Below are 22680 nucleotides of genomic sequence, written 5' to 3' on the forward strand. Positions count from 1 at the left end.
TGCCAAAGTGGTAGAAAATGGTAGATTTGTACTGTGTTGTGGTAAAATGTGTCAAACTAGTATGAACTTTACGTCTTTCATAGGTCAAGCCCAAACGGCTATCGATGGAAAGGGAAGGTCTTCCTTCCCCAGGGAATTCCGTCGTCAGCTCGGGCCAACCGAAGGGGAGCAATTCGTGGTCACGCGTGGCCCTGCTCAAACCCTGCGGTTGTATACCTTGCCGGAATACGAAAAGTTCATGGCGGACTTGGACTCGAGGTCCGACCGCCGTCAAGCTGACCTAGTTCGGAGAAGCCTCTGGCCCACGGTGGTGGAGCTGGATGGCCAGAACCGCATTTTACTTCCAAAGATTTTGTTGGAGTATGCTGGTCTTAAGGGTGAAGTCCTTTACGTACAAGCTAGCGGAAAAACTCTTGAACTATGGAATCCTGAACGCTACAATGCCAAGTATGGCTTGGAAACTGAAGATGCGATGGCCGCATTCGATGCCGCGTTCTATGGAGAAAGCTTGACGGAGGGGTCCGATGGCAATAAATAGCCTCCGCAAGAACGAATTACGTACAAATGAATTTTTGAACGGCCGCGCAGCGGCTGCCCATTCCGAAGCCGCCCTTGCAGGCGTCGAAAACGGCGTGTTCTATCACGATCCGGTGATGCTGAAGGAATGCCTTGAAGGCTTGAACATCAAGCCGAGCGGCACTTATAGCGATTGCACCCTGGGCGGTGGCGGCCATTCTTACGCTATTGCAAACAAACTAGACGAAAACGGAACGCTTCACGCCTTTGATCGCGATGAAGAAGCCGTTGCCTTTGCCACCAAGCGCCTTGCCGGTGTAAAGCCCAAGTTCATTGTGCATCCGGTTCGCTTCGGTGAACTCAAGAACGAAATTGCACCGGATACTTTAGACGGCATTCTCTACGATTTGGGCATTAGCAGCCACCAGGTAGACGCTTCTGACCGTGGCTTTACTTTTGTGGGCGACAATCCGCTGGATTTGCGCATGGACCGCCGCGAAGGCGTTTCTGCCCAGGAATGGCTCAAGACGGTGGATGCCGATACGCTCGCTGCCGCACTCCGCAAGAATGCGGATATGGATCGCGGCTTCAAGCTTGCAACCCGTTTGGTTGAAATGGCTGCCTCCAAGGGCGACCAGGAAATCTTGCCTTCTGACGTGAAGGCGGTGGTGGAATCCGTGTTCCCCGACAAGCGCCGCGAAGTGAATGGCCTTTTGGCCCGCGTGTTCCAGGCGATTCGCATGGAAGTGAACGGCGAACTCAAGGAAATCGAAGATAGCCTGCGCGCTGCCGTAGATTGCCTCAAGGTGGGCGGTCGCCTGGTGGTGATGAGCTACCATTCCGTGGAAGATCGCTGCGTCAAGGAAACGGCCGCTGAATTTGAACGCGCCTGCATTTGCCCCGAACGTCAGCCTGTGTGCACGTGCGGTGGCAATCACCAGCGCCTTAAAAAGGTGAATCGCAAGCCGATTCTGCCTTCTAACGAAGAAATTGCGAACAACAGCAGGGCTCGCTCTGCGAAGCTTAGGGTGTACGAACGGGTATGAGCGAAAAGAATCAAAAATCCCTGTTCAACTCTAACCGCACCATTGTGTGGGTGTTTATCTGCGCCGTGTTGGTGGCGGGGCTTTTGCTGATCTTGCCGTTGTATATGCAGAACTGCTTGTCCAAGCTTTATTTGAAGTCCCAGGATCTTTCTTATAAGATCGGGCAGCTGCAGCGCGAAAGAACCCTGCAGGAACTTGAAATCAACAAGTTGTCTTCTCTTGAAAACTTGTCTGTCTTTGCAGACAGTGTTGGTCTTGACTTGAACGGCATGCCGACCAAGGTCCGCGTAACGGGGGCTCCATGAATATAATCAATATGGATGCTCTCTCGGTTGCAAAGATGATTGTGCTTGGCGCAATTGGTGTTTTGGCATGGCAGACCTTTAACATTCAGGTGCTGAACCGCGAAGTGTACCAGGCCGAAACCAAGAGCATGGTAACCCGTACCAAGAGCATTTACGCCGAACGCGGCGAAATCCTGGACCGTAACGGTGTGGTGTTCGCCAAGAACCTGCGCGATACCGGCAAGGCCGAAGACTACAGCCGAATTTTCTTGCAGGGCAAGCTGGCCTCCCAGATTGTGGGCAAGGTCGGCTACGATGGCGAAGGCAGCATGGGCATGGAACGCATGTACGACTTGCGCCTGCGCGGCAACGAAGGATTCCGCGTGGGTATCAAGGATGCCAAGGAACGCGAAATTCTGGGACGCTCCGAAAACGTGGCCGAAGCAAAGCCGGGCAAGAACCTGGTGCTGACCATTGACCGCGACATGCAAGAAATTGTGGAAAAGGCCCTGAAGGACGGCGTGATCGAATTCAGCGCTGCCAGTGCCTCTGCCGTGGTGGTGGACCCGTACACGGGCGAAATCCTGGCCATGGCAAGTTACCCGACTTTTGACCCGAACTCTAAAAAGCAGGGTGTGGGCAAAATGGCGAAGAACGACATCGTGGCGATGTCTTACGAACCGGGTTCTACCTTCAAGGTGATTACGGCTGCGGCTGCCATTGAAAACGACGTGGTGCCCGAAGATACCGTGTTTGTGAACGAAGGCAAGTGCTGGAGCTGGAGCGCCCGAGCCGAACGCATTTGCGACACGCACATTTATGGCGATATGGATATGGCCGAGGCAATGGTGCAGTCTTCGAACATTGTCTATGCGAAGGTTGCCGACAAGGTGGGCGCCGAAAAGCTTTACCGTATGGCCCGTAACTTCGGCTTTGGCATGAAGACTTCTGAAAACCTGGCTGGTGAAGAAGCCGGTCGCCTTTACATGCCGTACGAACTGACTCGTGATGACCGTACCCTTAAAACCATGGGCTTTGGTCACGCTGTTTCTGTAACGCCGATCCAGATGGTGATGGCTTATGCAGCTATCGCTAACGGCGGCACTCTGATGGAACCGATGATTGTAAAGGAATGGCGCGATTCAGACGGAAACCTGGTCGAAAAGAAGGATCCGGTGAAGGTGCGTCGCGTGATTTCGGAACGCACGGCAGCCTCGATCCGCAAGATGCTCAATCGCGTGGTGAACAGCGGTACGGCAAAGCGCGTGGCAAGCAAGAAGATTCCGGACGTGATTTTTGGCGGAAAGACCGGTACGGCAGAAAAATACAACCAGGAAACCGGCAAGTATGACCGCGAACACCAGGTGGCTTCGTTTATTGGCCTTGCCCCGGTCGAAGATGTGCGCTACGTGTGCATGGTGCTGGTAGACGACCCGAACGCCGACAAGCTTTATGGCCATACGGGTGGTGCAACGGCGGGCCCGATTTTCCGCCGCATTATGGAAGGCATTTACTACCATCCGAAACTTTCGCCGGCATCACATGACCTTGCCTTTGTCAAGAAGAATACGGCTTGCGAAGGCGATTACGTGGGAATGCTTGCCCAGACGGCAAAGTCGGTGGCGGCAAACAAGAAATGCCCGGTGACTTTTGAAGGTGAAGGTTCTCGAGTGATTGCCGTGCGCCGCGACAAGACGGATTCTTTGTCGCTGGTGCTCAAGCTTGGCGATGTCGATGCTTCGACGATGCCGGACTTGAAGGGGCTTTCGCTGAAGGATGCTCTTGAAATTGCTGGAAACATTCGCATGAATGTGGAATATACCGGAATGGGTCGCGTTGTGTCCCAGACGCCGAAAGTCGGGGAAACGCTCCATAAGGGTCAAATTTGCAAGCTTACGCTCAAGGAGAGAGGCTAAATGATTTCTGAAACGTTGATGCAGAAATTGAATGTGCAGGGCCTGTGCGACGACTCCCGCCGCGTGAAGGCAAAAGATTTGTTTTTCTCGATGCCGGGCGAAAAGTCCGATGAATTTGCAAGAACCGCTTTGGCGTCGGGTGCTGTGGCCGTGGTGAGCGAAACGGTCGCTCCCGAAGGTTTGACTTCGAAGTGGATCCAGGTGGCTGATGTGAAGGCGGCTCGCCTCGAAGCGGCACAAGTTTTTTACAAGAACCCGTTTGCAAAGCTTTCGGCTCATGCAGTGACGGGTACGAACGGAAAGACCACCAGCGCATTCCTGATGGATGCGATGCTTACGGCTGCAGGCCATAAGGTGGCTCTCCTTGGAACGATCAAGAACAAGATTGGCGATACTTCGGTACCGGCCACCCTTACGACACCGGGACTTTTGGATTTGTATGCCTTTGCCGCCAAGGGGGTGGAGGCCGGTTGTACGGATTTGGTGATGGAAGCGTCTTCGCACTCGCTGGATCAGGGACGTATGGCAGGCGTGCTTTATAAGAGCGCCTTGTTCAGCAACCTTACGCAAGACCATCTCGATTACCATAAGACAATGGATGCCTACTTTGAGGCAAAGAAGCTTCTGTTTACGCGTTATCTTGCAGATGACGGCGTTGCTGTTGTCAATATCGATGATGCGTACGGACTGAAACTATACGATTCCCTAGCCGGGATAGGAGCGGACCGGAGGGTGGCTGTCTCGCGTCTAGGGGTCGTTAGTGCTCTTGTGAAGCCCGAAGGGGCAGTGAAGAATACCGAAGACGGTCTCAAGATGCTGTTGCCTGCCATTAGTGCAGAACCGTTTGAAACTCCGTTGTGCGGCGACTTTAACGTGGACAACGTGATGCTGGTGCTTGCCTGGGCTAAGGCAATCGGCCTTGCCGAATCTGCCATGCGCAAGGCTCTGGCAGAAGTTCGCGTTCCGGGCCGCTTTGAAAAAGTTTGGAACAAGAATGGCCGCCACGTGATTGTGGACTACGCCCACACTCCCGACGCCCTCGAACGCGTCCTTACGACCGCGCGTAGCCTCTGCCGAGGCCGCCTCGCGTGCGTATTCGGCTGCGGCGGTGACCGCGACAAGACCAAGCGCCCGATTATGGGTGCGATTGCCGAACGCATTGCGGACAAGGCTTGGCTCACCTCCGACAACCCGCGTACCGAAAATCCGACCGACATCATTAACGATGTGCGCGCCGGCATGAAGACGGACAAGTTCAGCGTTGTGGAAAAGCGCGAAGAAGCGATTGCCAAGGCTTGCGCCGAACTCAAGGACGGCGACTGGCTCGTGATTGCGGGCAAGGGCCACGAAGACTACCAGATTGTGGGTAAGACCAAACACCATTTTGATGACCGCGAAGAAGCGGTGAAGGCGATGGAAAATGTATAAGCTGGATTTGAAAATCAAGGAACTCTTGGAAATCCTCGAAACCTACTCGGTAGGCGTTGATGGCCGTACCAAGAACCGCAAAGTGAATCTTTGCATGGATTCTCGCGAACCTGCCAAGGGTGTGGTCTTTTGGCCGATCAAGGGCGCCCGTTTTGACGCCCACCAGTTTGTAACACAAATGGAAAAAAATGGAGCATTGATGAGTGTCGTGAATGCAGATGCCGAAGGCATTGAAAACTTCAAGATGTATGCGCCCGTCGACGATACGACGAAAGCGCTTCTCAAGCTCGCCAAGGGCTACCAGAAGAATTTCAAGGTGAAGAAGGTTGCCATTACGGGCAGCAACGGCAAGACCACCACCAAGGAAATGGTGAAGGCCGTTCTTTCGCAGAAGTACAACACCCACGCCACCGCAGGTAATTTCAACAACCACATCGGTGTGCCCATGACACTGTTCCAGCTCAAGCACTGCCATGAAGCGGCCGTGATTGAAATGGGTACGAGTGGTCCGGATGAAATCCGTCCGCTTTCGATGGCGGTGGAACCCGATGTCGCCGTGATTACCAACATTGGTGCTTCTCACCTGGAACGCCTCAAGGATTTGGACGGCGTGTTCGCCGAAAAGAAGACGATTGTCGCGGGCCTCAAGAAGAACGGCGTGCTCATTGTGAACGCCGACGACCCGCGCCTTTGCAAGTGCCGCAGCACTACGAGCTACAAGGTGGTGACCTTTGGCGTGAAGCGCGGTATCATTAAGCCCGAAAAGCTTGAATGGAACGAAGACAACTGCGCGACCTTCTTTGTGGACCGAACCAAGTTCACGCTGAACGTGCCGGGCATTCATAACCTCTATAACGCACTCGCCGCTATCGCCGTGGGCTTGCAGTACAGAGTGCCCAAGGCCGACATCGCCAAGGCTCTTGCCAACTTCCGTTCGACCAACATGCGCATGGAAATCAAGAATGCCAACGGCTTCAAGATTGTGTCGGACTGCTACAATGCAAACCCGTCTTCGACCAAGATGGCCTTGCAGACCATTGGCAATATGAAGGTGAACCGCCGCATTGCCATTTTGGGCGATATGCTGGAACTCGGCGCCCAGACCGACGCCCTGCACCAGGAAATGGGCGCCATGGTGCCCGAAATGAATTTTGACATGCTCCTGACCGTGGGCGAAAAGGCAAAGCTTTATGTGAAGGGCGCAAAGTCCAAGGGCATGAAGGCCGCTCACCATTTTGCAAGCGTACAGGAACTGATCGACACCCTTACCGAAATCGTGGCAGAAGGCGACGTGCTCTTGATCAAGGGCAGCCGCGGCATGCACATGGAACAGGTGGTGGATGCCATGCTTAAACTCACGAAGGTCAAGGCTTAATTTAGGACTCACGAAGGAATGGAAAACACAGTCGCAAATACCGGCATGAACAAGCTACTCTTGGTAGTAGTGTTGCTGCTGATTTGTTTGGGCGTGCCTATTGTCTATACGGCATCGGCCCATTTCGCTGTGTCCCATGGACTTCCTGCAGAATACTATCTGCAAAAGCACTTGATCAAGGCGGTGTTCGGTTTGATTCTGATGCTTGGCCTTGCCCGGTTCCTGGATTACGGTCACTGGGTATGGCTGGGGCGCATTACCTTCTTTGTGGGCGTTGTCCTTACCATTGCGGCCCTTGTGTCGGGCCACGGCGTCAAGGGCGCAAACCGCTGGATTTTGGGCATTCAGCCTTCTGAAATCATGAAACTCGGCATGCTCATCTGCATTTGCGGAAAGTTCTCGCAGGCAGGCGACAACATCAAGAGTGTCGCTTGCACTATCATTCAGCCGGGAATCTTCTTTGGCATTACCGCTTTCTTGCTGATTTTGCAGCCGAACTATTCGATGCTCATGATGCTTTCGATGGTGGTGATTTGCGTGATGCTCACGGCTGGTGTGAATTACAAGTACCTCGCCATTACCATTGGTGCTGCCATTCCGCCGGGAATTATCATGTTGCTCATGACAGGGCATTCGAGTAAGCGTATTCAGGCGTTTACGGCGGCCGAAGGCGAAATGGTCGCTTCGAACTGGCAGGGTGAACATGCTTTGCTCGCTTTGGGTAACGGCGGATTCTCGGGAACGGGCTTCGGCATGGGCGTGCAGAAACTGGGCTACTTGCCCGAAGTCCATAAAGACGTGATTTATGCGGTGGCCGGCGAAGAATTCGGATTCATGGGAACCTTCTTCTTGTTGGCCTTGTACGCAGTCCTTTTTGCTCAGGGATTCTCGATTGCCCGCCAGTCTTCGACCCGTTTCGGAAAGTACCTGGCCGTGGCTCTCACGTTCTCGCTTTTCTTCAACTTTTTGGTTCACGTCTGCGTTTGCGTGGGACTTTTCCCCACGACGGGCCAACCTCTCCCGTTCATAAGCTTCGGCGGAACCAATCTAATTTACAGCTGTGTGGCAGTGGGGATTCTTTTGAACATTTCCAGATCCAATACAGGCAAGATGATCAAGGAACCCTACATGAGCGGCGCCTCGCTCGAAAGCAGTGCCTACAGAAACTATGAATTTTCAAGGAGTGGCGTATGAAAAAGTTCCTTTTCGTATGTGGCGGTACCGGTGGCCATATTTTCCCGGCCGTAGCCATTGCAAATAGCCTTAAAAAGATGGGCGTGACCGACATTACTTTTGCTGGCCGTAAAGATTCCATGGAAGAACGCTTGGTGGCAAAAGACTGGCCCTACGAATACATTTCGGCTGTTCCTCTGCACCGTGGCCCGTTCCTCAAGAATTTGGCCTTGCCGTTCAATTTGTCCAAGGCCTTGGTGCGCGCCAAGAGCGTGATTAAGAAGGTGAAGCCCGATGTAGTCGTTGCAACCGGTGGCTATGTATCGCTCCCGATCGTGCTTGCCGCAGGCACTGCCGGCATTCCGGTTTACCTGCAGGAACAGAATGCGGTGGCCGGCGTTGCCAACAAGGTGGGCGCCCGTTACGCAAAGACCGTCTTTGTAACCTCTGAAGAAGCAGCCAAGTTCTTCCCGGTAGAAAAGTGCATGATTTTTGGCAACCCGGTTCGTGAATTGCCGATTGGCGATTCTCTCGCTCGCCCTGCCGAATTCGCTCCGGGCAAAAAGGCCGTGTTTATTGTGGGCGGCTCTCAGGGTGCTGTGGGCATCAACAACAAGATTGAAGAAAGCATCAAGACCATTGCCGCCCGCAACGATGTTTCCGTGGTGTGGCAGGTGGGTGTAAAGAACGTGGAAACCATCAGCAACCGCGTAGGCGAAGTTCCGAATGTGGCCATTCGCGGATTCCTGGATGGCATTTACGCCTACATGAAGCATGCCGACTTGATTATCAGCCGCGCAGGAGCTTCTGCCTTGGCCGAAATCTTGGCCTTCGGTAAGCCTTCGATCCTCTTGCCGTTCCCGCATGCAACTGCGAACCACCAGGAACATAACGCCCGCGTGGTCGAAAAGGCTGGCGCTGCCCTTGTGGAACTCGATGCCGAAGAAAATCACCTGTGGGAAAAGGTGGAACAGCTCTTGGCTGATGAAAACCGTTTGAATTCGATGGCCGTCGCGGCTAAAAAGCTCGGAATGCCCGATGCTGCCGACCAGATTGCTCGTGTTATCCTCTCTAAGGAGAATGATTAATGCAGATTAATGATTGTAAGCGTGTCCGTAAGCTTCATTTCGTAGGTATCGGTGGTGCCGGTATGTCCGGTATTGCCGAAGTGCTCCACGACAACGGTTTCGTGGTGAGCGGCTCCGATACCGGTGAAAGCCAGGTGATTGATTATCTGAAAGGCCTTGGCATTAAGGTGTTCTCGAAGCACGAAGCTTCCAACGTCGAAGATACGGACTTGGTGGTTTATTCTTCTGCAGTTCCGCACGATAACCCGGAACTTGTTGAAGCACGCAACCGCCGCATTCCGGTGATTCGCCGAGCAGAAATGCTGGGCGAACTCATGCGCATGAAGTACACGCTTTCGATTGCCGGCACTCACGGCAAGACCACGACCACCTCTATCGTGGGCCAGATTTGGGAAGAAGCCGGCCGTGACCCGACCATTATCGTGGGCGGTGTAGTCAAGGGTAAGGGCAGTGGCGCTAAGGTCGGTAAGGGTGACTACCTGATTGCCGAAAGCGACGAATTCGACCGCAGCTTCCTTTCGATGATGCCGTCTTCTGCAATCATTACCAACATTGACGCCGACCACTTGGATACTTACGAAAACATCGAAGACATCAAGGATGCCTTCGTACAGTTCGCGAACAAGATTCCGTTCTACGGCCAGGTGATCGTCTGCCTGGACGACCCGAACGTGCAGCAGATTTTGGCCCGCCTCAAGAAGCCCGTGATTACTTACGGCTTTACGCGTCAGGCCAAGTACCGCGTGGATAACCTCCGTTTTGAAAAGGGTTACCCTGTATTTGAAATTTTGAACGACGGCGAAAGCTTGGGCGAATTCAAGCTCCAGATTCCAGGCCGTCACAACGTGCTGAATGCAACTGCCGCCGTAGCCCTCGCCATCGAAGAAGGCATCTCTGCCGATGTCGCTCGCAAGGCCTGCGCCGAATTCGAAGGCGTCAAGCGCCGCTTTGAATTCATCGGCGAAAAGAATGATGTTCTGGTCTTTGATGACTATGCTCACCATCCGACCGAAGCGACTGCTACCTTGCTCGGCTTCCGCGATGCCTTCCCGGACCGCCGCATTATCGTTGCCTTCCAGCCGCACCTGTTTACCCGTACCCGCGACCAGCACGATGCCTTTGGCGGTGCGTTTGCGAACTGCGATGTGCTCCTGGTGACCGACATTTACGCCTCCCGCGAAAAGCCCATTGAAGGCGTGACGGGCGCGCTGGTGTCCAATAGCGCTTCTGATCGCGGTCACCGTGACTCTCGCTTTGTGGGCGACCAGCTGAACTTGCTGCCGATTCTCAAGAAGGAATTGCAGCCGGGTGATGTGGTGGTGCTTATGGGCGCCGGCAACATCTGGAAGCTGGGCGAAAGAATTTTGAAGGAATGCCTGTAAGTATTAGGGATTAGAATTGACTGGACGTAAGACAACATTACTCGGCCGTCGAATGGGCTATAACGAACTGAAGCGCAAGCAAGAGCGCGTCCGCAAGGTAAAGGACGGCGTGTCTTCGGTGTGGCATTGGTTCAAGCGCCGCGGCTGGATTTTCACCATCATTTTGGTGGTTCTTGCTGTCCTTGCAATTCACAACCGCTTCTACCTGCAGCATTTCAATCCGCTGGAACTGCGCCACTTGCAGTATGTGGAAATCGAAGGCAACCGCATGCTTTCTTGGGAAGACGTGATGCAGGGCGCCCAGGTCGAAACGGGAATGCTCATGTCGGAACTGAATGCCGATTCTGTCGAAGCTTCGCTCATGCAGCTTCCGATGATCCTTTCGGCGAAGGTCGAAAAGAAGTTTCCGTCTTCGCTCTACATCAAGCTGCAAGAAACCTCGCCGGTGCTTACTGTCCTTTCTGAAGGTCGCGCAACGATCTATTCCGAAAAGGGATTCCCGCTTCCGTTCTCGGTGGCAACGGCCATGAGGCTCCCGGTAATGGATATGGCTGCAATGGAGCATGTGAAGACTGTAACGCAGTTCCTGGTAGAAATGCGTAAGTATGATGCTGAACTTTATAATCGTGTGTCGCAGGTAACCTGGTCTACGGAAGATGAATGCATGAAGATTTACTTCAGGGATGCGGGCTTTACCGCGCTCTTTAGGGATCTCAAGTCGAACAAGGATCAGTTTACACTGTACAAGTCGCTTGAAAACGGGTTTGCAAAGGATTTGCTTTGCGCAGGTGAAGTCGATATGCGCTATTCGGGCTTTGCCTATGTAAGAAATTATGATAAGAGGTGCGTCAATGGATGACAATAAACAGGACAAAAGAAAAGACGAATACATCTTTGGCCTTGACATTGGTGAATCGAAGATAAACCTGTTCGTGGGTGTTTCCGAAGGTGAAAACGTTCGCGTTGTGGAATGCGGCGATTTCCCGCTCAAGAATGCCGACGAATTCGATTCTGTAGTGGAAACATTGCAGCAGGCTGTCCAAGTCATTGAAAATACGACTCGCGTCGATGTGCACGATGTGTACGTGGGCATTGCGGGTAAGCACGTGCGTTCCTTGGATACCCAGGGAATCGTGACGCTCCCCATGGGCGAAGTTCGCGAAGAAGACATCGAGAATGTGACAAAGCAGGCGAGTACCTTGCCTACCCAGGCCGGCGAAATCATTCACATCTTCCCGGGCGAATACAACCTGGACGATGAACCGCATATCCGTAACCCGAAGGGCCGTTCGGGCCGTCGCCTGGGCGTCGATGTCCAGGTGGTGACCGTGAAGCAGAATGCCTTGCAGAACTTGGCCAAGTGCGTGAACCGCGCAGGCCTCAATGTAGCAGGCTTTGTGCTGGAACCGCTCGCGGCTGCAAGTGCGGTGCTGACCAATGACGAACGCGAATTGGGCGTGGCCCTCGTCGACATTGGCGCCGGTACGGCAGACATCGCCGTGTTCGTGAATGAATCCGTGCGCTTCACCTTCTCTTACGAATATGCCGGTAACTCGATTACGAGCGATATCAGCCGCTGCCTCAACGTGCCTATCGCCCTTTCGAAGGCCGAAGAAATCAAGAAAAAGTTTGGAACTTGCGTCATCAGCAACTTGATCGAAGACGATACCTTCCCGGTTCCGGCCGTGGGTAACCGTGGCGATGTCTCTTGCTCCCGCAAGCTTCTTGCCGAAATTATCACGGCGCGCGTAGGCGAAATCTTCTGCAAGCTCAATGAACAGCTCAAGGTTCACCAGCTCGATACCATTATCAATGGCGGTATCGTGCTTACGGGTGGCTGCTGCGCTTTGGAAGGCATCGAAGATGTCGCATGCAAGGTGTTCGGAAAGCCGGTTCGCATCGGTCGCCCCAAGGGCATGAGCGGTATTCAGGAAGCATACCAGAATCCGTCTTACGCAACGGGTATCGGCCTGCTTTACTATGCGAACAAGCAGCACCGCGAAAAGAAAAATCGTGAAACGGGAACGCAGATCGCTGTTTCCATGAAGAAAGGATTCCAGCGTGTTCTCGAAATCATCAGGACTTATCTATAACAACATCAACACTCAACATCAGGGAGATAAAAACATGAGTGAAATCGATAACTTCAACTTCGAGGTAAAGTCTCGCGTTATGGGCGAGGAACCATCCTTCAACAACGCCAAGGTCAAGGTGTTCGGCGTCGGCGGCGCAGGCGGCAACACCGTGAACCGCATGAAGCGTATGAACATTGAAGGTGTGGAATACTATTCCATCAATACCGACGCAATGGCTTTGGACTTGAGCCTTGCTGACCACAAGATTCTGATTGGCGAAAAGACCACCAGAAACTTGGGTGCCGGTATGGACCCCGAAATTGGCCGTAAGGCAGCCGAAGAAAACCTGGACGACATCAGGGAAGCCATGAAGGGCGCTGACATGGTGTTCGTGACCGCCGGTATGGGCGGTGGTACGGGTACGGGTGCTGCTCCGGTGGTGGCAAACATTGCCCGCGAACTCGGTATTCTCACGGTCGCCGTGGTGACCAAGCCGTTCCGCTTCGAAGGTAATGCCCGTTCTTCTATCGCACAGGAAGGCATTAACGCTCTCCGCGCTGCTGTTGACACCATCATCGTTGTCGAAAACAAGAAGCTCCTCACGCTCCTCCAGGCCTCCAACCAGAAGGCTACCATGGATGAGGCCTTCAAGATGGCTGACGAAATCCTCGGTAACGCAGTCCAGAGCATTTGCGGCATCATGTTCCGTCACGGCCTCGTGCACGTTGACTTTGCCGATATCCGTAAGGTCATGCTCAAGGGTGGTTCTGCTCTCATGGGTACGGGTTACGCTCAGGGCGAAAACCGCGGTATCATGGCTGCCGACATGGCTCTTGCCTCTCCGCTTCTCGAAGACATCAATATCGAAGGCGCTTCTGGCGTGCTCGTGAACGTTGCTCACGGCGAAAACTACTCCTTGCTCGAACATAGCGAAGCTATGGATCACATTTACGAAAAGGTCGGCGAAGAAGGTAACCCGAACATCATCATCGGCGATATCACTGACCCGGCTCTCGGCGACAAGGTTTGCATTACCATTATCGCAACGGGTTGCGGTGGCACTGCTGTGAACCAGCCCAAGGTCAGCTCCGCTGGTTTTGGCTTCGGTAACTTCACTGTTCCGCAGCAGACCATTCAGCAGTCCGCTCCGGTTCAGCAGGCTCCTGCCGCTCCGGCTGGCATCCAGCAGGCTACTCCGCGTCCGACCGGTTTCAACGTGTTCGATTTCCAGACCGTTAAGCCCGAATCCACGGAAATGTTTACCCGTCCGCAGTACACGCCCGCTTCTCAGCCGGCTCCTGAAGCTATGACCTCTTCCATTCCGTCTCTGACCGAAACGTCCGTGATGCGTTCTGTGAATGCTGCCATGTTCAGCTCTCCGGAATTCAACGCTGCTGCTCCGGCCGAAGAAGAAGTGGTGTCCCAGGGCTCCGAAACTTCTGAAATGTCTGCTGTTGCCGAAGAAGACCGCATGAACGGTGGTGTTCCGGCTTACGAAGCTCCGTCTTACGAAACTCAGTACGACATGCCTGCTTACGCTCGCAATGCTGCCAATGGCGCTACCGTGACCATGGAACGCCCGGCTGCTACGCGTCAGGAAGTTGTTGAAGAACCGGCTCCTGCCACTCCGGCAACGATCGACTTCAGCTTGCCTGCCTACCTGCGCAACAGAATGAACACGAACAACTTCTAATGAGTCTTGCTGAAAGAATCAGCAAGGTCTGTTCCGCGGCGAAAGCCCCGGTGGGTTTTGCTGAATTCCCCAAGAATTAAACACACACACAACGAGTGCGCGAGTGCGCACTCACCACAACACAAAAGGGTCACCTGGGTCTCCCTGCCTGGGTGATCCTTATTATGTCCGCTCGGCTCTATAGCATTCATGAAAATGTGATATCGCCTCGCTCTCGCCTTCACGACCAACTTGCGTTTGGTCGTTCCGGCTCACGTTATATCCGCTCGCGCCCAATCCGCTCGCGTTATGCTGGAAAACCTTAATTTGTCATGCCCGCGGAGGCGGGCTTCTCCTTTTTTACTTAAATTTCTTTCTATGAAATTGAAGTCCTTATTTTTTGGTTTATGTGCTCTTGGAACGGCTTTGGCTTTTGCAGAATCTTCGGATTCTGCGGCGTACAAGGGCTATTTCCAGATTGGTACGGATTTTAATTTCGGGTTTAACGGTGGTCCGACTGACCCGACGTTCGCTGTCGATACGGCCGAGTATTATGGCAACAATTGGCGTGGGCTTCGTGTGCCTCTCGAAAACGGTCGCAGCTACGAAGAACATATTGAACCTTTCTTTACGCTTAGTTTCCGTGCGGGCTACAAGGATTTCCATTTCTTGATGGAAGCGCCGCTCCGCAAGGATATCGAAGCCTGGTACGATAGCGACCTCAAGACAAACTTTACCTACAAGCCGAGCGAACTCGACATTGGCGTGCCTATTAATGCCTACGCCTTGTGGAACAACCCGGTGGGCTATGTGCAGTTGGGCCGTTTTGACCCTGATTTGAAAGTCTCTCCGAACGACCTCGCCTTGGGCGGAGCCCCTTACCACGATGGTTTGCTTTGGAGGTTCAAGGCCGGCATATTCCGTTATGACTTCTTGGTGAGCTCGTTAAACGCCTGGCTTTTTGACGATATCCCGGGTGCTGCAGACGAAACGGGCTGTGTTTACCCGAAGGGCTCCGAAGCGGCAGAACAAAAATGCCCGGAGCGCGGTAAGCAGGCGAGCAACCAGCGCGACCGCATTTACGACGAGAATGTGAAAAACCTGGTGTATCACCGCATCGGCGTTGAAACCAAGCATTTCTGGACTTACGTGATTGAAGAAAGCATGGTGGGTGGCAAGGATTTGGAATTCCGTTCCATGAATCCGTTCATGTTCCTGCATAACAATTTTGCGGGCGGCTACACCAAGGCGGTCACGACTTTCGAACTCGGCTTTACCCCTGCCCGTTATTCCAAGTTCTACGGCCAGATTAACATGGAAGACATCAATAGCCCCGTGGGCGAAGACGACGACAAAGGCACGAACCGTAGCATGATGAGTTTTATGGCAGGCTATTACCAGGAAATTCCGACGCGCCGTTACGGAACATTCTCCTGGCGCTTCGACGTGGTTCGCACCGACCCGTTGCATAACAACGGTCGCCTCCCGTTGCTGGAATATTCGAGCCGTCGCCTTTACCGCAGCAATTACCGCGAACAGGATGATCCCGATTACGCCGACATGTACTTTGTGGATTACCCGATCGGTTACCGTCGCGGTTCCGACGCTTTGGACATGTGGCTCGACCTCGGCTGGAAATGGGGTAGGCACAACCTGAAAATCACGCTTGCCTGGCTGCAACAGGGCGACAAGGAACTCTACACGGATTACGATGTTGCCATTCAAGAAGGAAAGGCCCCGTCTGGCGTAAAGGAATCGCAGGCGCTGGTCGATGCCCTCTATTCCATGCAGTATAACAGCTGGCTTGGTTTCTACCTCGGCGGTGGATTCCGCAGCTATGAGAATTTGGCGCACGACAAGCACGAAGATGGCAAGGATGGCTGGATCCGTTCTGGCATCAAGATGACCTTTAATCCGGTCGATACGAAGTTCTAGTTAAATCGGGCCCGCGTCTAATACCTATATTATTCCTGTAAACCAAGGAGTATTTTATGGCAGAAATCGGTACACCTCTAAGTTCTAGTGCAACCAAGGTCCTCTTTTGCGGGGCCGGCGAACTGGGTAAAGAAGTTATCATCGAAATGATGCGTCTCGGCGTCGAAGTCATTGCCGTAGACCGTTATGCCAATGCTCCTGGCATGCAGGTGGCCCATCGCAGTCACGTGATTAACATGCTTGACGGTGCCGAGCTCCGCCGCGTGATTGAACTTGAAAAGCCGGACTACATTGTTCCCGAAGTCGAAGCCATTGCGACCGACACGCTTGTGGAACTGGAAAAGGAAGGCTACAACGTCATTCCGACGGCCAAGGCGACCAAGCTTACCATGAACCGCGAAGGTATTCGCCGTCTGGCCGCCGAAGAACTCGGCATCAAGACGAGCCCGTACCGTTTCGCCGACAATTTTGAAGACTTCAAGGCTGCCGTAAAGGAAATCGGCATTCCGTGCGTGATCAAGCCGGTCATGAGTTCCTCGGGCCACGGCCAGAGCGTCATCAAGACCGAAGCAGACATCCAGAAGTCTTGGGACATTTCTCAGCACGAAGGCCGCACGGGCCACGCGAGCCGCGTGATTGTGGAAGGCTTTGTGCCGTTCGATTACGAAATTACATTGCTCACGGTTCGCCATGTGGCGGGCACGAGCTTCCTGGAACCGATTGGTCACCATCAAGTGGGCGGCGACTACCAGGAATCTTGGCAGCCGCAGCCGATGAAGCCGGAACTGCTGGAACAGGCCAAGGTGATTGCAAAGAAGGTCACCGACGCTCTCGGCGGTCGTGGCATCTTTGGCGTAGAACTCTTTGTGTGCAAGGACGAAGTCCTGTTCAGCGAAGTCTCTCCGCGCCCGCACGATACCGGCATGGTGACTCTCATCAGCCAGGACCTTTCCGAATTTGCGCTGCATGCTCGCGCCATTCTCGGCCTGCCTATTCCGAACATCGCTTTCCACGGTCCGAGCGCCTCGAAGGCAATCGTCGTGGATGGCAATTCCGACCACGTGAAGTTCGGCGGCCTCGAAGAAGTGCTTGCAGAACCTGACACCGCGCTCCGCTTGTTTGGCAAGCCCGAACTCAAGGGCCACCGCCGCTTGGGCGTGCTGCTTGCTCGCCGCAATAGCGTCGAAGAAGCCAAGGCTCAGGTCATGGCCATGCGCGAAAAAGTCAAAGTGACTCTGTAGTTTGTCAGCGCGCATTTACTTGATGCGCGATTTCCTGTTCCTGCCTGAGAAGAAAATTCTTGGCCAAGAGTGGGGTGAATTTTTAAGGAGGAGAACATGAAAAGATTTTGGGTTTTAGCTCTTGCCGCAGCTGCATTTGCAGGAGCGGCTATTACGCCAGAAACGCCGTCGAAAGATGCCGACGGCTGCTACGCAATCTCAACAGCAGAAGAACTTTTCGGCTTTGCCGATATTGTGAATACCTCTGCGACGCATGACGAATGTGGTAAGCTCACTGCCAACATTATAGTGAATAAACCTGGCCAAGAAGACGGTACCGTCAAATGGGAACCCATTTCATTTTTTAGCGGGTCTTTTGATGGCCAAGGTCATACTATTGAGGGACTTGCCCTTGGTAATTCAACAACGAACGAAGTACCTGCTTTGCCAAATGCGGGCCTCTTTGGTGTTGTTTCCAGTAGAAATTCTCTGTCGCCAGTGCGTATCAAGAATTTGACTTTAAAAGGGGTGAACTTTTTTGATATAGATAATGGTGGCGGTTTAATTGGCAAAATAGATTCGCTGAGCAATGAAGTTGTTATTGAAAATTGTGATGTAGAAATCTCCATTGGAGTACTTAGATTAGAAGAGGATGTCAGAGGGTACAGAGGCGGCTTGGTCGGTTTGCACCAAGGTGGATGGCTGACTATTAAAGAGTCTCATGTTGAGGGGCATTTCTATGGTGCAGGAACCAATGCGGGCTTGGTTGCGGGAACTACTGGTACGGTAAGGATTTTTAATTCGTACTGCCAAAACAACTTCTCTGATGCAGCGGAAGCGGCTCTCGTTGGTACTGCAACAAATGCAAATGTATATGTCGAAAACAGCTATGCGCTCTCTAGATATACACCTAGCGATCAATGGAATGGCGTTTATAACCTTGTAGGTAAAACGGAAAATTCTTACGTTAAGTACAGTAATGTTTTCCGTATGCATATGGTGTTTTTTAGTGAAACACCCCCCGAAGGCGTTCATGAATTTTACGACGAACAGGTTGAAGACGGAACCATTGCTCGTGTCCTGCATCTTTTTAAAAGTGGAAATGTGGATGGAAGCGTGTGGGGACAAAATGTTGGCACAGATGAATATCCGACTCTTTCGGGGAAAATCGATGGTGGCCAATCTCTCAAGTTGTCCGCTTTGCACTTGATTACCTATGACGCTGATACGGTGACGTATAGTAAACAGTATATTGAAGGAATTGAAAGTTCGCTTCCCTTACCCGAACGTAAAGATTATGAATTTGCGGGGTGGTATGATAATGAAAAATTTTACGGTAAGTCAACGACGACGATTCCAAAAGACGCTACTGGTGATAAAACGTTTTACGCTAAGTGGTGGCATATTCCCAAATTCGTCAACAATTGTTATGAAATCGCGTTGATTGACGAACTGTATTATTTTGCCAATCTGTATAATCGACAGCAATATTCTAAAAATACATGTGTCAAATTAACGGCAGACCTTGTAGATAACAAGAAGGTGGTTGTCGGTGATTCGCTCAATACTGCAGATTCCTCGAAGTTCTGTGCTTGGACTCCCATTCAAAAGTTTAAGGGAACATTCGATGGCCAAGGGCACTCTATTTCGGGTTTGATTTTTGTGGGGAATGATGGTAATCCAAATGCGGGACTTTTCGCTTCCGTTGGTGAAGAAAACGAAGTCTCGGATGAGGTGGTTATTAAGAATTTGGGAATAAAGGATTCCTATTTTGAAGGAAGAAGAAAGTCAGGAAGTCTTGTAGGACAATCTGCTAGTGGGACTAATTTGTATGTGTCCAATGTCTATAGCGAATGCGTCATTAATTCTTGGAACACTGATATTGGTGGGCTGATTGGAGCCTTCAATGCAGACTCTGAAAAGCAATCGCTTTTGTATCTTGTAAATGCTTATCATAAGGGTCACGTTGGTGGGGGTAGTTATGTGGGAGGCCTTGTTGGCAGTATTGAAGATGCCAAGGCATTCATTGTGAACGCGTATCATTCGGGTCTTGTTCAAGGAGGTTCGACTGTTGGCGGCTTGGTGGGCGAAGTGACGGGTGGTGATGATTCTCGTACGTTCATGGCGTATGTTTATAATGACGGACTAGTCAATGCGTCAAGGGGCGCAGTTGCTGGTGGATTAATCGCGAACCAATATACATCGACAACCATTCAGAACGCCTATAACGCTGGAGATGTGACTGCAAAGACTCAATCTGTGGGTGGAATTGTATCCCAATCGTCTAATCCCATCGTTTTGACGAATGTGTTCAATAAAGGAACTCTTTTGCCGGATTCCTATTCGGACGCGCTTGTTGCAGAGACTAACAAAAATTATAAGTTGACGGCAGATAATGTGTTCTTCTTTGAATCTGTGCCTTCAAAGAATGGCGGCTCGGCAGCAACGGCAGATGCGTTTGCAGACTTGTCTCTTGCTAAAAAATTGCATGATTACGCTAAAGGTGACGTTAACGGCGAAGGATGGACCCAAGCTGCAGGCGATCCGTATCCGAATTTCAAAAAGGATGTTGTGGAAGCCTATGCAGAACAATTTATCGTGACTCCGTCTGAACCCGGTTCGAGTAGTTCCTCGGTGGTGGAATCCAGTTCTTCCAGCGAATCCGGCAAGACTTCGCCGGTCGTTTCTCGCGCGGTGTCCCTTGTGAACGTTCGCAGCGTTGGCCGCATGGTTGAAATCTCGGGAATGCAAGCGGGCGAGGCCTACGCCCTCCTGGATATGCAGGGAAGGCTCTTGCAGCGTGGTTTCGCAAGTGGTTCAAACGTTAGTCTGAATGTCGTACGCTCTGGTCGCTACTTGATCCGGGTCGCGGGTCAAACGAAAGCGGTTACAATCCGGTAAGTGAAAACCAACGTCATTGCGAGGGGCTAAGCCCCGAAGCAATCTATTACAGTATTTTTCCGAGCGCAATAATCGCGGCAGTGCGTGCACGCAAGCGCGTATTGCCCAAATTCAGCAAGTGGACCTTCCCGTTCTGGAAGGTCTTTATGGCTTCTATTTCGCGCGGCGAGAATCCGCCTTCGGGGCCGACGAGCAGGGTGATGGGCGCATCATTCTCATTTGCGCCCGAGCCGTCGCCACTCAAGTTCAGTTGGCGTTCTCCATCGATGTCGCAGAGAATCAAGTCGCCCTTGTAGTTTTCAAGCCACTTGTCGAATTCAACGGGGCCTTCGATTGCGGTCATCCAAGCTTTCTTGGATTGCTTCAGGCTCACGAGGCTCTTGAGCTCGGCGCGGCGCACCGTCTTCTTCAAATCGGAATTCTTGGGCTCCTGCGAAAAGTCCGTGCGCAAGAAGATGATTTTGTCGATTTCAGTTTGCGCCGCATGGAATACGACTTCTTCCAAGGCGTCGTCCTTGAGGCAGGCGATTCCGAGCGACACCTTGGGCCGCGGGCGTTCCGCCTCGATCACTTTGTCCACCCGAACTACACAGGCCTTTGCGTCGGCCACATCGATGACTGCGTCAGCGAAGTGCCCCACGCCATCGGACAGCTGCAAAACATCGCCTGCGCACGCCCTGCACACGCGCACTGCGTGCGTACTCTCGTTCTCGTCAAGGGTAATGGTGCCGACCGAAATCAGCGGGCAATAAAAGCGACTATCGGGTGTCTTCATGTAACCAAAGATAGAATCTTTTGCTATTTTGAGGAACATGCCGAAGCGCACCCCTATAAAAGCTGTCGTATTTGACCTCGACGGAACCTTGTACCTGAGTGGCCGCCCCTACCCGAAGGCGGTCAAGACGGTTTGCCGCGTCGCCAAGCAAGTGCCTGTCTACTATTTGAGCAACAATACCAGCAAGTCGCCGGTCTTCTACGAAAACCGCCTCAAGGTCATGGGGCTCCCGCTGGCCGACGATGCCATTATTTCGGCTTTGTACCTTTCGCTCGACGCCATTCACGAAGAAGGCATCAAGAACGTGTTTTTCTTTGCAAACCCCGAAGTCACGGAATGGTTTGCCGCGCAAGACACGACGCTGAACCTGCGTCCCGATGTCAAGGACACCGAGCTGGTGCTGATCGCTTACCATAACAGCTTCGACTACCGCGAACTTTGCGAACTGTCGTTCCGCGTGCAGCGCAAGATCCCGTTCTGGGTCACGCATACCGACTTCGTCTGCCCCGATGCAAACGGCCCCGTGCCCGATATCGGAAGTTTCATGGCGCTCCTCAAGACTGCTTACGGCGTAGAACCTGAACGCAGCTTCGGTAAGCCGAATCCTGCCATGCTTTCGGGCCTTCTCAAAAAGTACCAGCCCGAAGAGATTCTGTTCGTGGGCGACCGCCTGTATACGGACTTTGAACTCGCCAAGCGCAGTGGCTGCCGCTTCGTGCTCCCGCTCTGTGGCGAAACCAAGCAGCAAGATCTGGACAAGCTGACCGTCAAGCCCGAGTTTGTTGTCGACATGGTGAGCGATATCGATTTTGATTCATTCTTCAAGGGTGAAATCTGATTTTAAAAAATGGAGAAAATATGATTAAGCACTTTGCAAATTTTGGAATCCTGGGCGCTTTCGCCTTGGTGTCGTCTGCGGCTTTGGTGGCTTGCGGTGACGATTCCTCTTCCGGAATTTTCAGCATGGAAAAGTCCTTCGAGATGGTTCTCGACAAGGCAAAGTATGACTACAACAAGAAGGATTCTACCTTCAAGCGTATTGAACCGGTCTGTAAAGAAGGCACGCTCGGTAACTTGGTCGGACCTGCCGAAGCCGACATGTGGGATACCCTTACATACAAAGCCTACGAAAACAAGGGCATTATTACCATCATGAAGGGTAAAGATGTCGTGGGTAAGTATAACCTCAGCGATGGTTCTTTCCCGAGGGCTTTCTGGGGTGATGAAGAAAACACCTCCAAGAAGATCCAGGGCGGTTACCGCCTGAACAAGAAAAACGTGATGAACCGCGTGATTCGTTACGACGGCAACTGCTTCATGAAGGATTACTATTCCGTATTCAACAAAGAAGTCAACGCGATCGAAAATATCGATGCCAAGCTCAAGGAATTCTACGCCCGTTTCCAGACCAAGGAAGGCCCGGTGGACGACAAGCAGATGCTGGCCGACATTCGCGCCATCGACTGCGATGAACTTTCCTTGTACGACGGTCTCGTAAAGATTCGCGTCCAGGACTTCAAGGAATCCCAGGGCAGAATCATCATTTCTTACGACAAGCGTTCTTGCAATGTGGACTTCCACCTGCGTTACGCCTTCGAACAAAAGGATTGCGAAGCCGCCTATGCCGACTACAAGGACAGCAAGAGCAAGGAAACGTTTGATTTCAACGATTTCTTCTTTGACGTCACTTACAGCGGCAATGACGAAGAATACTGCCTTGACTACCTGATTCTTGACCTCAAGAAAGAAAAGGGAATTCCGACCACCAAGTCAATCCAGCCGGGCGAATTCGCACGCGGCATCGTGAAATTGATGGTCAACGGCATGAAATAAAAACAGAAAGCTTCTAAAAACAGAAAGGCTCCCTTGCGGGAGCCTTACTAATATACGGGTA

The 22680-nt window shown here is 52.4% G+C and carries 18 protein-coding genes; 17 read left to right on the forward strand and 1 reads right to left on the reverse strand.

Annotated elements, in window-relative coordinates; genetic code table 11:
- Window positions 1–61 precede the first annotated feature (61 nt).
- The 15 genes from B7989_RS03750 (at window position 62) to B7989_RS03820 (ending at window position 20011) form a co-directional block, all read left to right on the forward strand.
- Window positions 62–538, forward strand: a complete 477-nt coding sequence (locus tag B7989_RS03750; protein ID WP_088627364.1) for a division/cell wall cluster transcriptional repressor MraZ — start codon at window positions 62–64, stop codon at window positions 536–538.
- Window positions 525–1562 (forward strand): 16S rRNA (cytosine(1402)-N(4))-methyltransferase RsmH, encoded by a 1038-nt coding sequence (rsmH, locus tag B7989_RS03755; protein ID WP_088627248.1) that lies wholly within the window; start codon window positions 525–527, stop codon window positions 1560–1562. The genes B7989_RS03750 and rsmH overlap by 14 nt, the downstream gene beginning before the upstream one ends.
- Window positions 1559–1867 (forward strand): hypothetical protein, encoded by a 309-nt coding sequence (locus tag B7989_RS03760; RefSeq protein ID WP_088627249.1) that lies wholly within the window; start codon window positions 1559–1561, stop codon window positions 1865–1867. The genes rsmH and B7989_RS03760 overlap by 4 nt, the downstream gene beginning before the upstream one ends.
- On the forward strand, window positions 1864–3762 hold the full coding sequence (locus B7989_RS03765; RefSeq protein ID WP_088627250.1) for a penicillin-binding protein: 1899 nt from the start codon (window positions 1864–1866) through the stop codon (window positions 3760–3762). Before B7989_RS03760 ends, B7989_RS03765 begins: the two co-directional genes overlap by 4 nt.
- Entirely contained in the window at window positions 3763–5190 is a 1428-nt protein-coding gene (locus tag B7989_RS03770; protein WP_088627251.1) for a UDP-N-acetylmuramoyl-L-alanyl-D-glutamate--2,6-diaminopimelate ligase, read from the forward strand.
- On the forward strand, window positions 5183–6565 hold the full coding sequence (gene murF / locus B7989_RS03775) for a UDP-N-acetylmuramoyl-tripeptide--D-alanyl-D-alanine ligase (protein WP_088627252.1): 1383 nt from the start codon (window positions 5183–5185) through the stop codon (window positions 6563–6565). Before B7989_RS03770 ends, murF begins: the two co-directional genes overlap by 8 nt.
- 18 nt (window positions 6566–6583) lie before the next feature.
- Entirely contained in the window at window positions 6584–7759 is a 1176-nt protein-coding gene (locus B7989_RS03780) for an FtsW/RodA/SpoVE family cell cycle protein (RefSeq protein WP_088627253.1), read from the forward strand.
- A complete protein-coding gene (gene murG / locus B7989_RS03785; protein ID WP_088627254.1) occupies window positions 7756–8826 on the forward strand; it encodes an undecaprenyldiphospho-muramoylpentapeptide beta-N-acetylglucosaminyltransferase in 1071 nt (356 codons plus the stop codon). Before B7989_RS03780 ends, murG begins: the two co-directional genes overlap by 4 nt.
- Window positions 8826–10208, forward strand: a complete 1383-nt coding sequence (gene murC / locus B7989_RS03790) for a UDP-N-acetylmuramate--L-alanine ligase (RefSeq protein ID WP_088627255.1) — start codon at window positions 8826–8828, stop codon at window positions 10206–10208. Before murG ends, murC begins: the two co-directional genes overlap by 1 nt.
- A 16-nt stretch (window positions 10209–10224) precedes the next feature.
- Complete coding sequence (locus B7989_RS03795) at window positions 10225–11067, forward strand: cell division protein FtsQ/DivIB (RefSeq protein ID WP_233144235.1); 843 nt, start codon at window positions 10225–10227, stop codon at window positions 11065–11067.
- Window positions 11060–12301 carry a cell division protein FtsA gene (gene ftsA, locus B7989_RS03800; RefSeq protein ID WP_088627257.1) on the forward strand — a complete coding sequence of 414 codons (1242 nt, stop codon included), beginning with the start codon at window positions 11060–11062 and terminating at the stop codon, window positions 12299–12301. The genes B7989_RS03795 and ftsA overlap by 8 nt, the downstream gene beginning before the upstream one ends.
- A gap of 34 nt (window positions 12302–12335) precedes the next feature.
- Window positions 12336–13976 (forward strand): cell division protein FtsZ, encoded by a 1641-nt coding sequence (ftsZ, locus tag B7989_RS03805; protein ID WP_088627258.1) that lies wholly within the window; start codon window positions 12336–12338, stop codon window positions 13974–13976.
- Window positions 13977–14333: 357 nt separating this feature from the next.
- The gene (locus B7989_RS03810) at window positions 14334–15890 is read left to right on the forward strand and encodes a hypothetical protein (protein WP_088627259.1); all 1557 of its coding nucleotides are present in this window, start codon (window positions 14334–14336) and stop codon (window positions 15888–15890) included.
- A gap of 56 nt (window positions 15891–15946) precedes the next feature.
- The gene (gene purT / locus B7989_RS03815) at window positions 15947–17131 is read left to right on the forward strand and encodes a formate-dependent phosphoribosylglycinamide formyltransferase (protein WP_088627260.1); all 1185 of its coding nucleotides are present in this window, start codon (window positions 15947–15949) and stop codon (window positions 17129–17131) included.
- A 96-nt stretch (window positions 17132–17227) separates the two neighbouring features.
- On the forward strand, window positions 17228–20011 hold the full coding sequence (locus B7989_RS03820; protein WP_088627261.1) for an InlB B-repeat-containing protein: 2784 nt from the start codon (window positions 17228–17230) through the stop codon (window positions 20009–20011).
- 46 nt (window positions 20012–20057) lie between these two features.
- Here the strand turns inward: B7989_RS03820 and B7989_RS03825 are convergent, their stop codons facing one another.
- On the reverse strand, window positions 20058–20786 hold the full coding sequence (locus tag B7989_RS03825) for a 16S rRNA (uracil(1498)-N(3))-methyltransferase (RefSeq protein ID WP_088627365.1): 729 nt from the start codon (window positions 20784–20786) through the stop codon (window positions 20058–20060).
- Between the two features lie 37 nt (window positions 20787–20823).
- Here B7989_RS03825 and B7989_RS03830 point away from each other — a divergent pair, with 37 nt between their 5' ends.
- Window positions 20824–21624 (forward strand): HAD-IIA family hydrolase, encoded by an 801-nt coding sequence (locus B7989_RS03830; protein ID WP_088627262.1) that lies wholly within the window; start codon window positions 20824–20826, stop codon window positions 21622–21624.
- A gap of 20 nt (window positions 21625–21644) precedes the next feature.
- Window positions 21645–22619, forward strand: a complete 975-nt coding sequence (locus B7989_RS03835; RefSeq protein WP_088627263.1) for a hypothetical protein — start codon at window positions 21645–21647, stop codon at window positions 22617–22619.
- The last annotated feature ends 61 nt before the right edge of the window (window positions 22620–22680 follow it).

Source organism: Fibrobacter sp. UWB5, from assembly GCF_002210295.1.
Taxonomy (GTDB): domain Bacteria; phylum Fibrobacterota; class Fibrobacteria; order Fibrobacterales; family Fibrobacteraceae; genus Fibrobacter.

Bases quoted from the DNA above. Each gene is read 5' to 3' on its own strand.
- B7989_RS03810 (WP_088627259.1), top strand. From the start codon at position 14,334: ATGAAATTGAAGTCCTTATTTTTTGGTTTATGTGCTCTTGGAACGGCT.
- B7989_RS03760 (WP_088627249.1), top strand. From the start codon at position 1,559: ATGAGCGAAAAGAATCAAAAATCCCTGTTCAACTCTAACCGCACCATT.
- B7989_RS03750 (WP_088627364.1), top strand. From the start codon at position 62: ATGAACTTTACGTCTTTCATAGGTCAAGCCCAAACGGCTATCGATGGA.
- B7989_RS03835 (WP_088627263.1), top strand. From the start codon at position 21,645: ATGATTAAGCACTTTGCAAATTTTGGAATCCTGGGCGCTTTCGCCTTG.
- B7989_RS03825 (WP_088627365.1), bottom strand. From the start codon at position 20,786: ATGAAGACACCCGATAGTCGCTTTTATTGCCCGCTGATTTCGGTCGGC.
- B7989_RS03830 (WP_088627262.1), top strand. From the start codon at position 20,824: ATGCCGAAGCGCACCCCTATAAAAGCTGTCGTATTTGACCTCGACGGA.
- ftsZ (WP_088627258.1), top strand. From the start codon at position 12,336: ATGAGTGAAATCGATAACTTCAACTTCGAGGTAAAGTCTCGCGTTATG.
- murF (WP_088627252.1), top strand. From the start codon at position 5,183: ATGTATAAGCTGGATTTGAAAATCAAGGAACTCTTGGAAATCCTCGAA.
- B7989_RS03780 (WP_088627253.1), top strand. From the start codon at position 6,584: ATGGAAAACACAGTCGCAAATACCGGCATGAACAAGCTACTCTTGGTA.
- B7989_RS03770 (WP_088627251.1), top strand. From the start codon at position 3,763: ATGATTTCTGAAACGTTGATGCAGAAATTGAATGTGCAGGGCCTGTGC.
- rsmH (WP_088627248.1), top strand. From the start codon at position 525: ATGGCAATAAATAGCCTCCGCAAGAACGAATTACGTACAAATGAATTT.
- B7989_RS03765 (WP_088627250.1), top strand. From the start codon at position 1,864: ATGAATATAATCAATATGGATGCTCTCTCGGTTGCAAAGATGATTGTG.
- purT (WP_088627260.1), top strand. From the start codon at position 15,947: ATGGCAGAAATCGGTACACCTCTAAGTTCTAGTGCAACCAAGGTCCTC.
- B7989_RS03820 (WP_088627261.1), top strand. From the start codon at position 17,228: ATGAAAAGATTTTGGGTTTTAGCTCTTGCCGCAGCTGCATTTGCAGGA.
- murG (WP_088627254.1), top strand. From the start codon at position 7,756: ATGAAAAAGTTCCTTTTCGTATGTGGCGGTACCGGTGGCCATATTTTC.
- ftsA (WP_088627257.1), top strand. From the start codon at position 11,060: ATGGATGACAATAAACAGGACAAAAGAAAAGACGAATACATCTTTGGC.
- murC (WP_088627255.1), top strand. From the start codon at position 8,826: ATGCAGATTAATGATTGTAAGCGTGTCCGTAAGCTTCATTTCGTAGGT.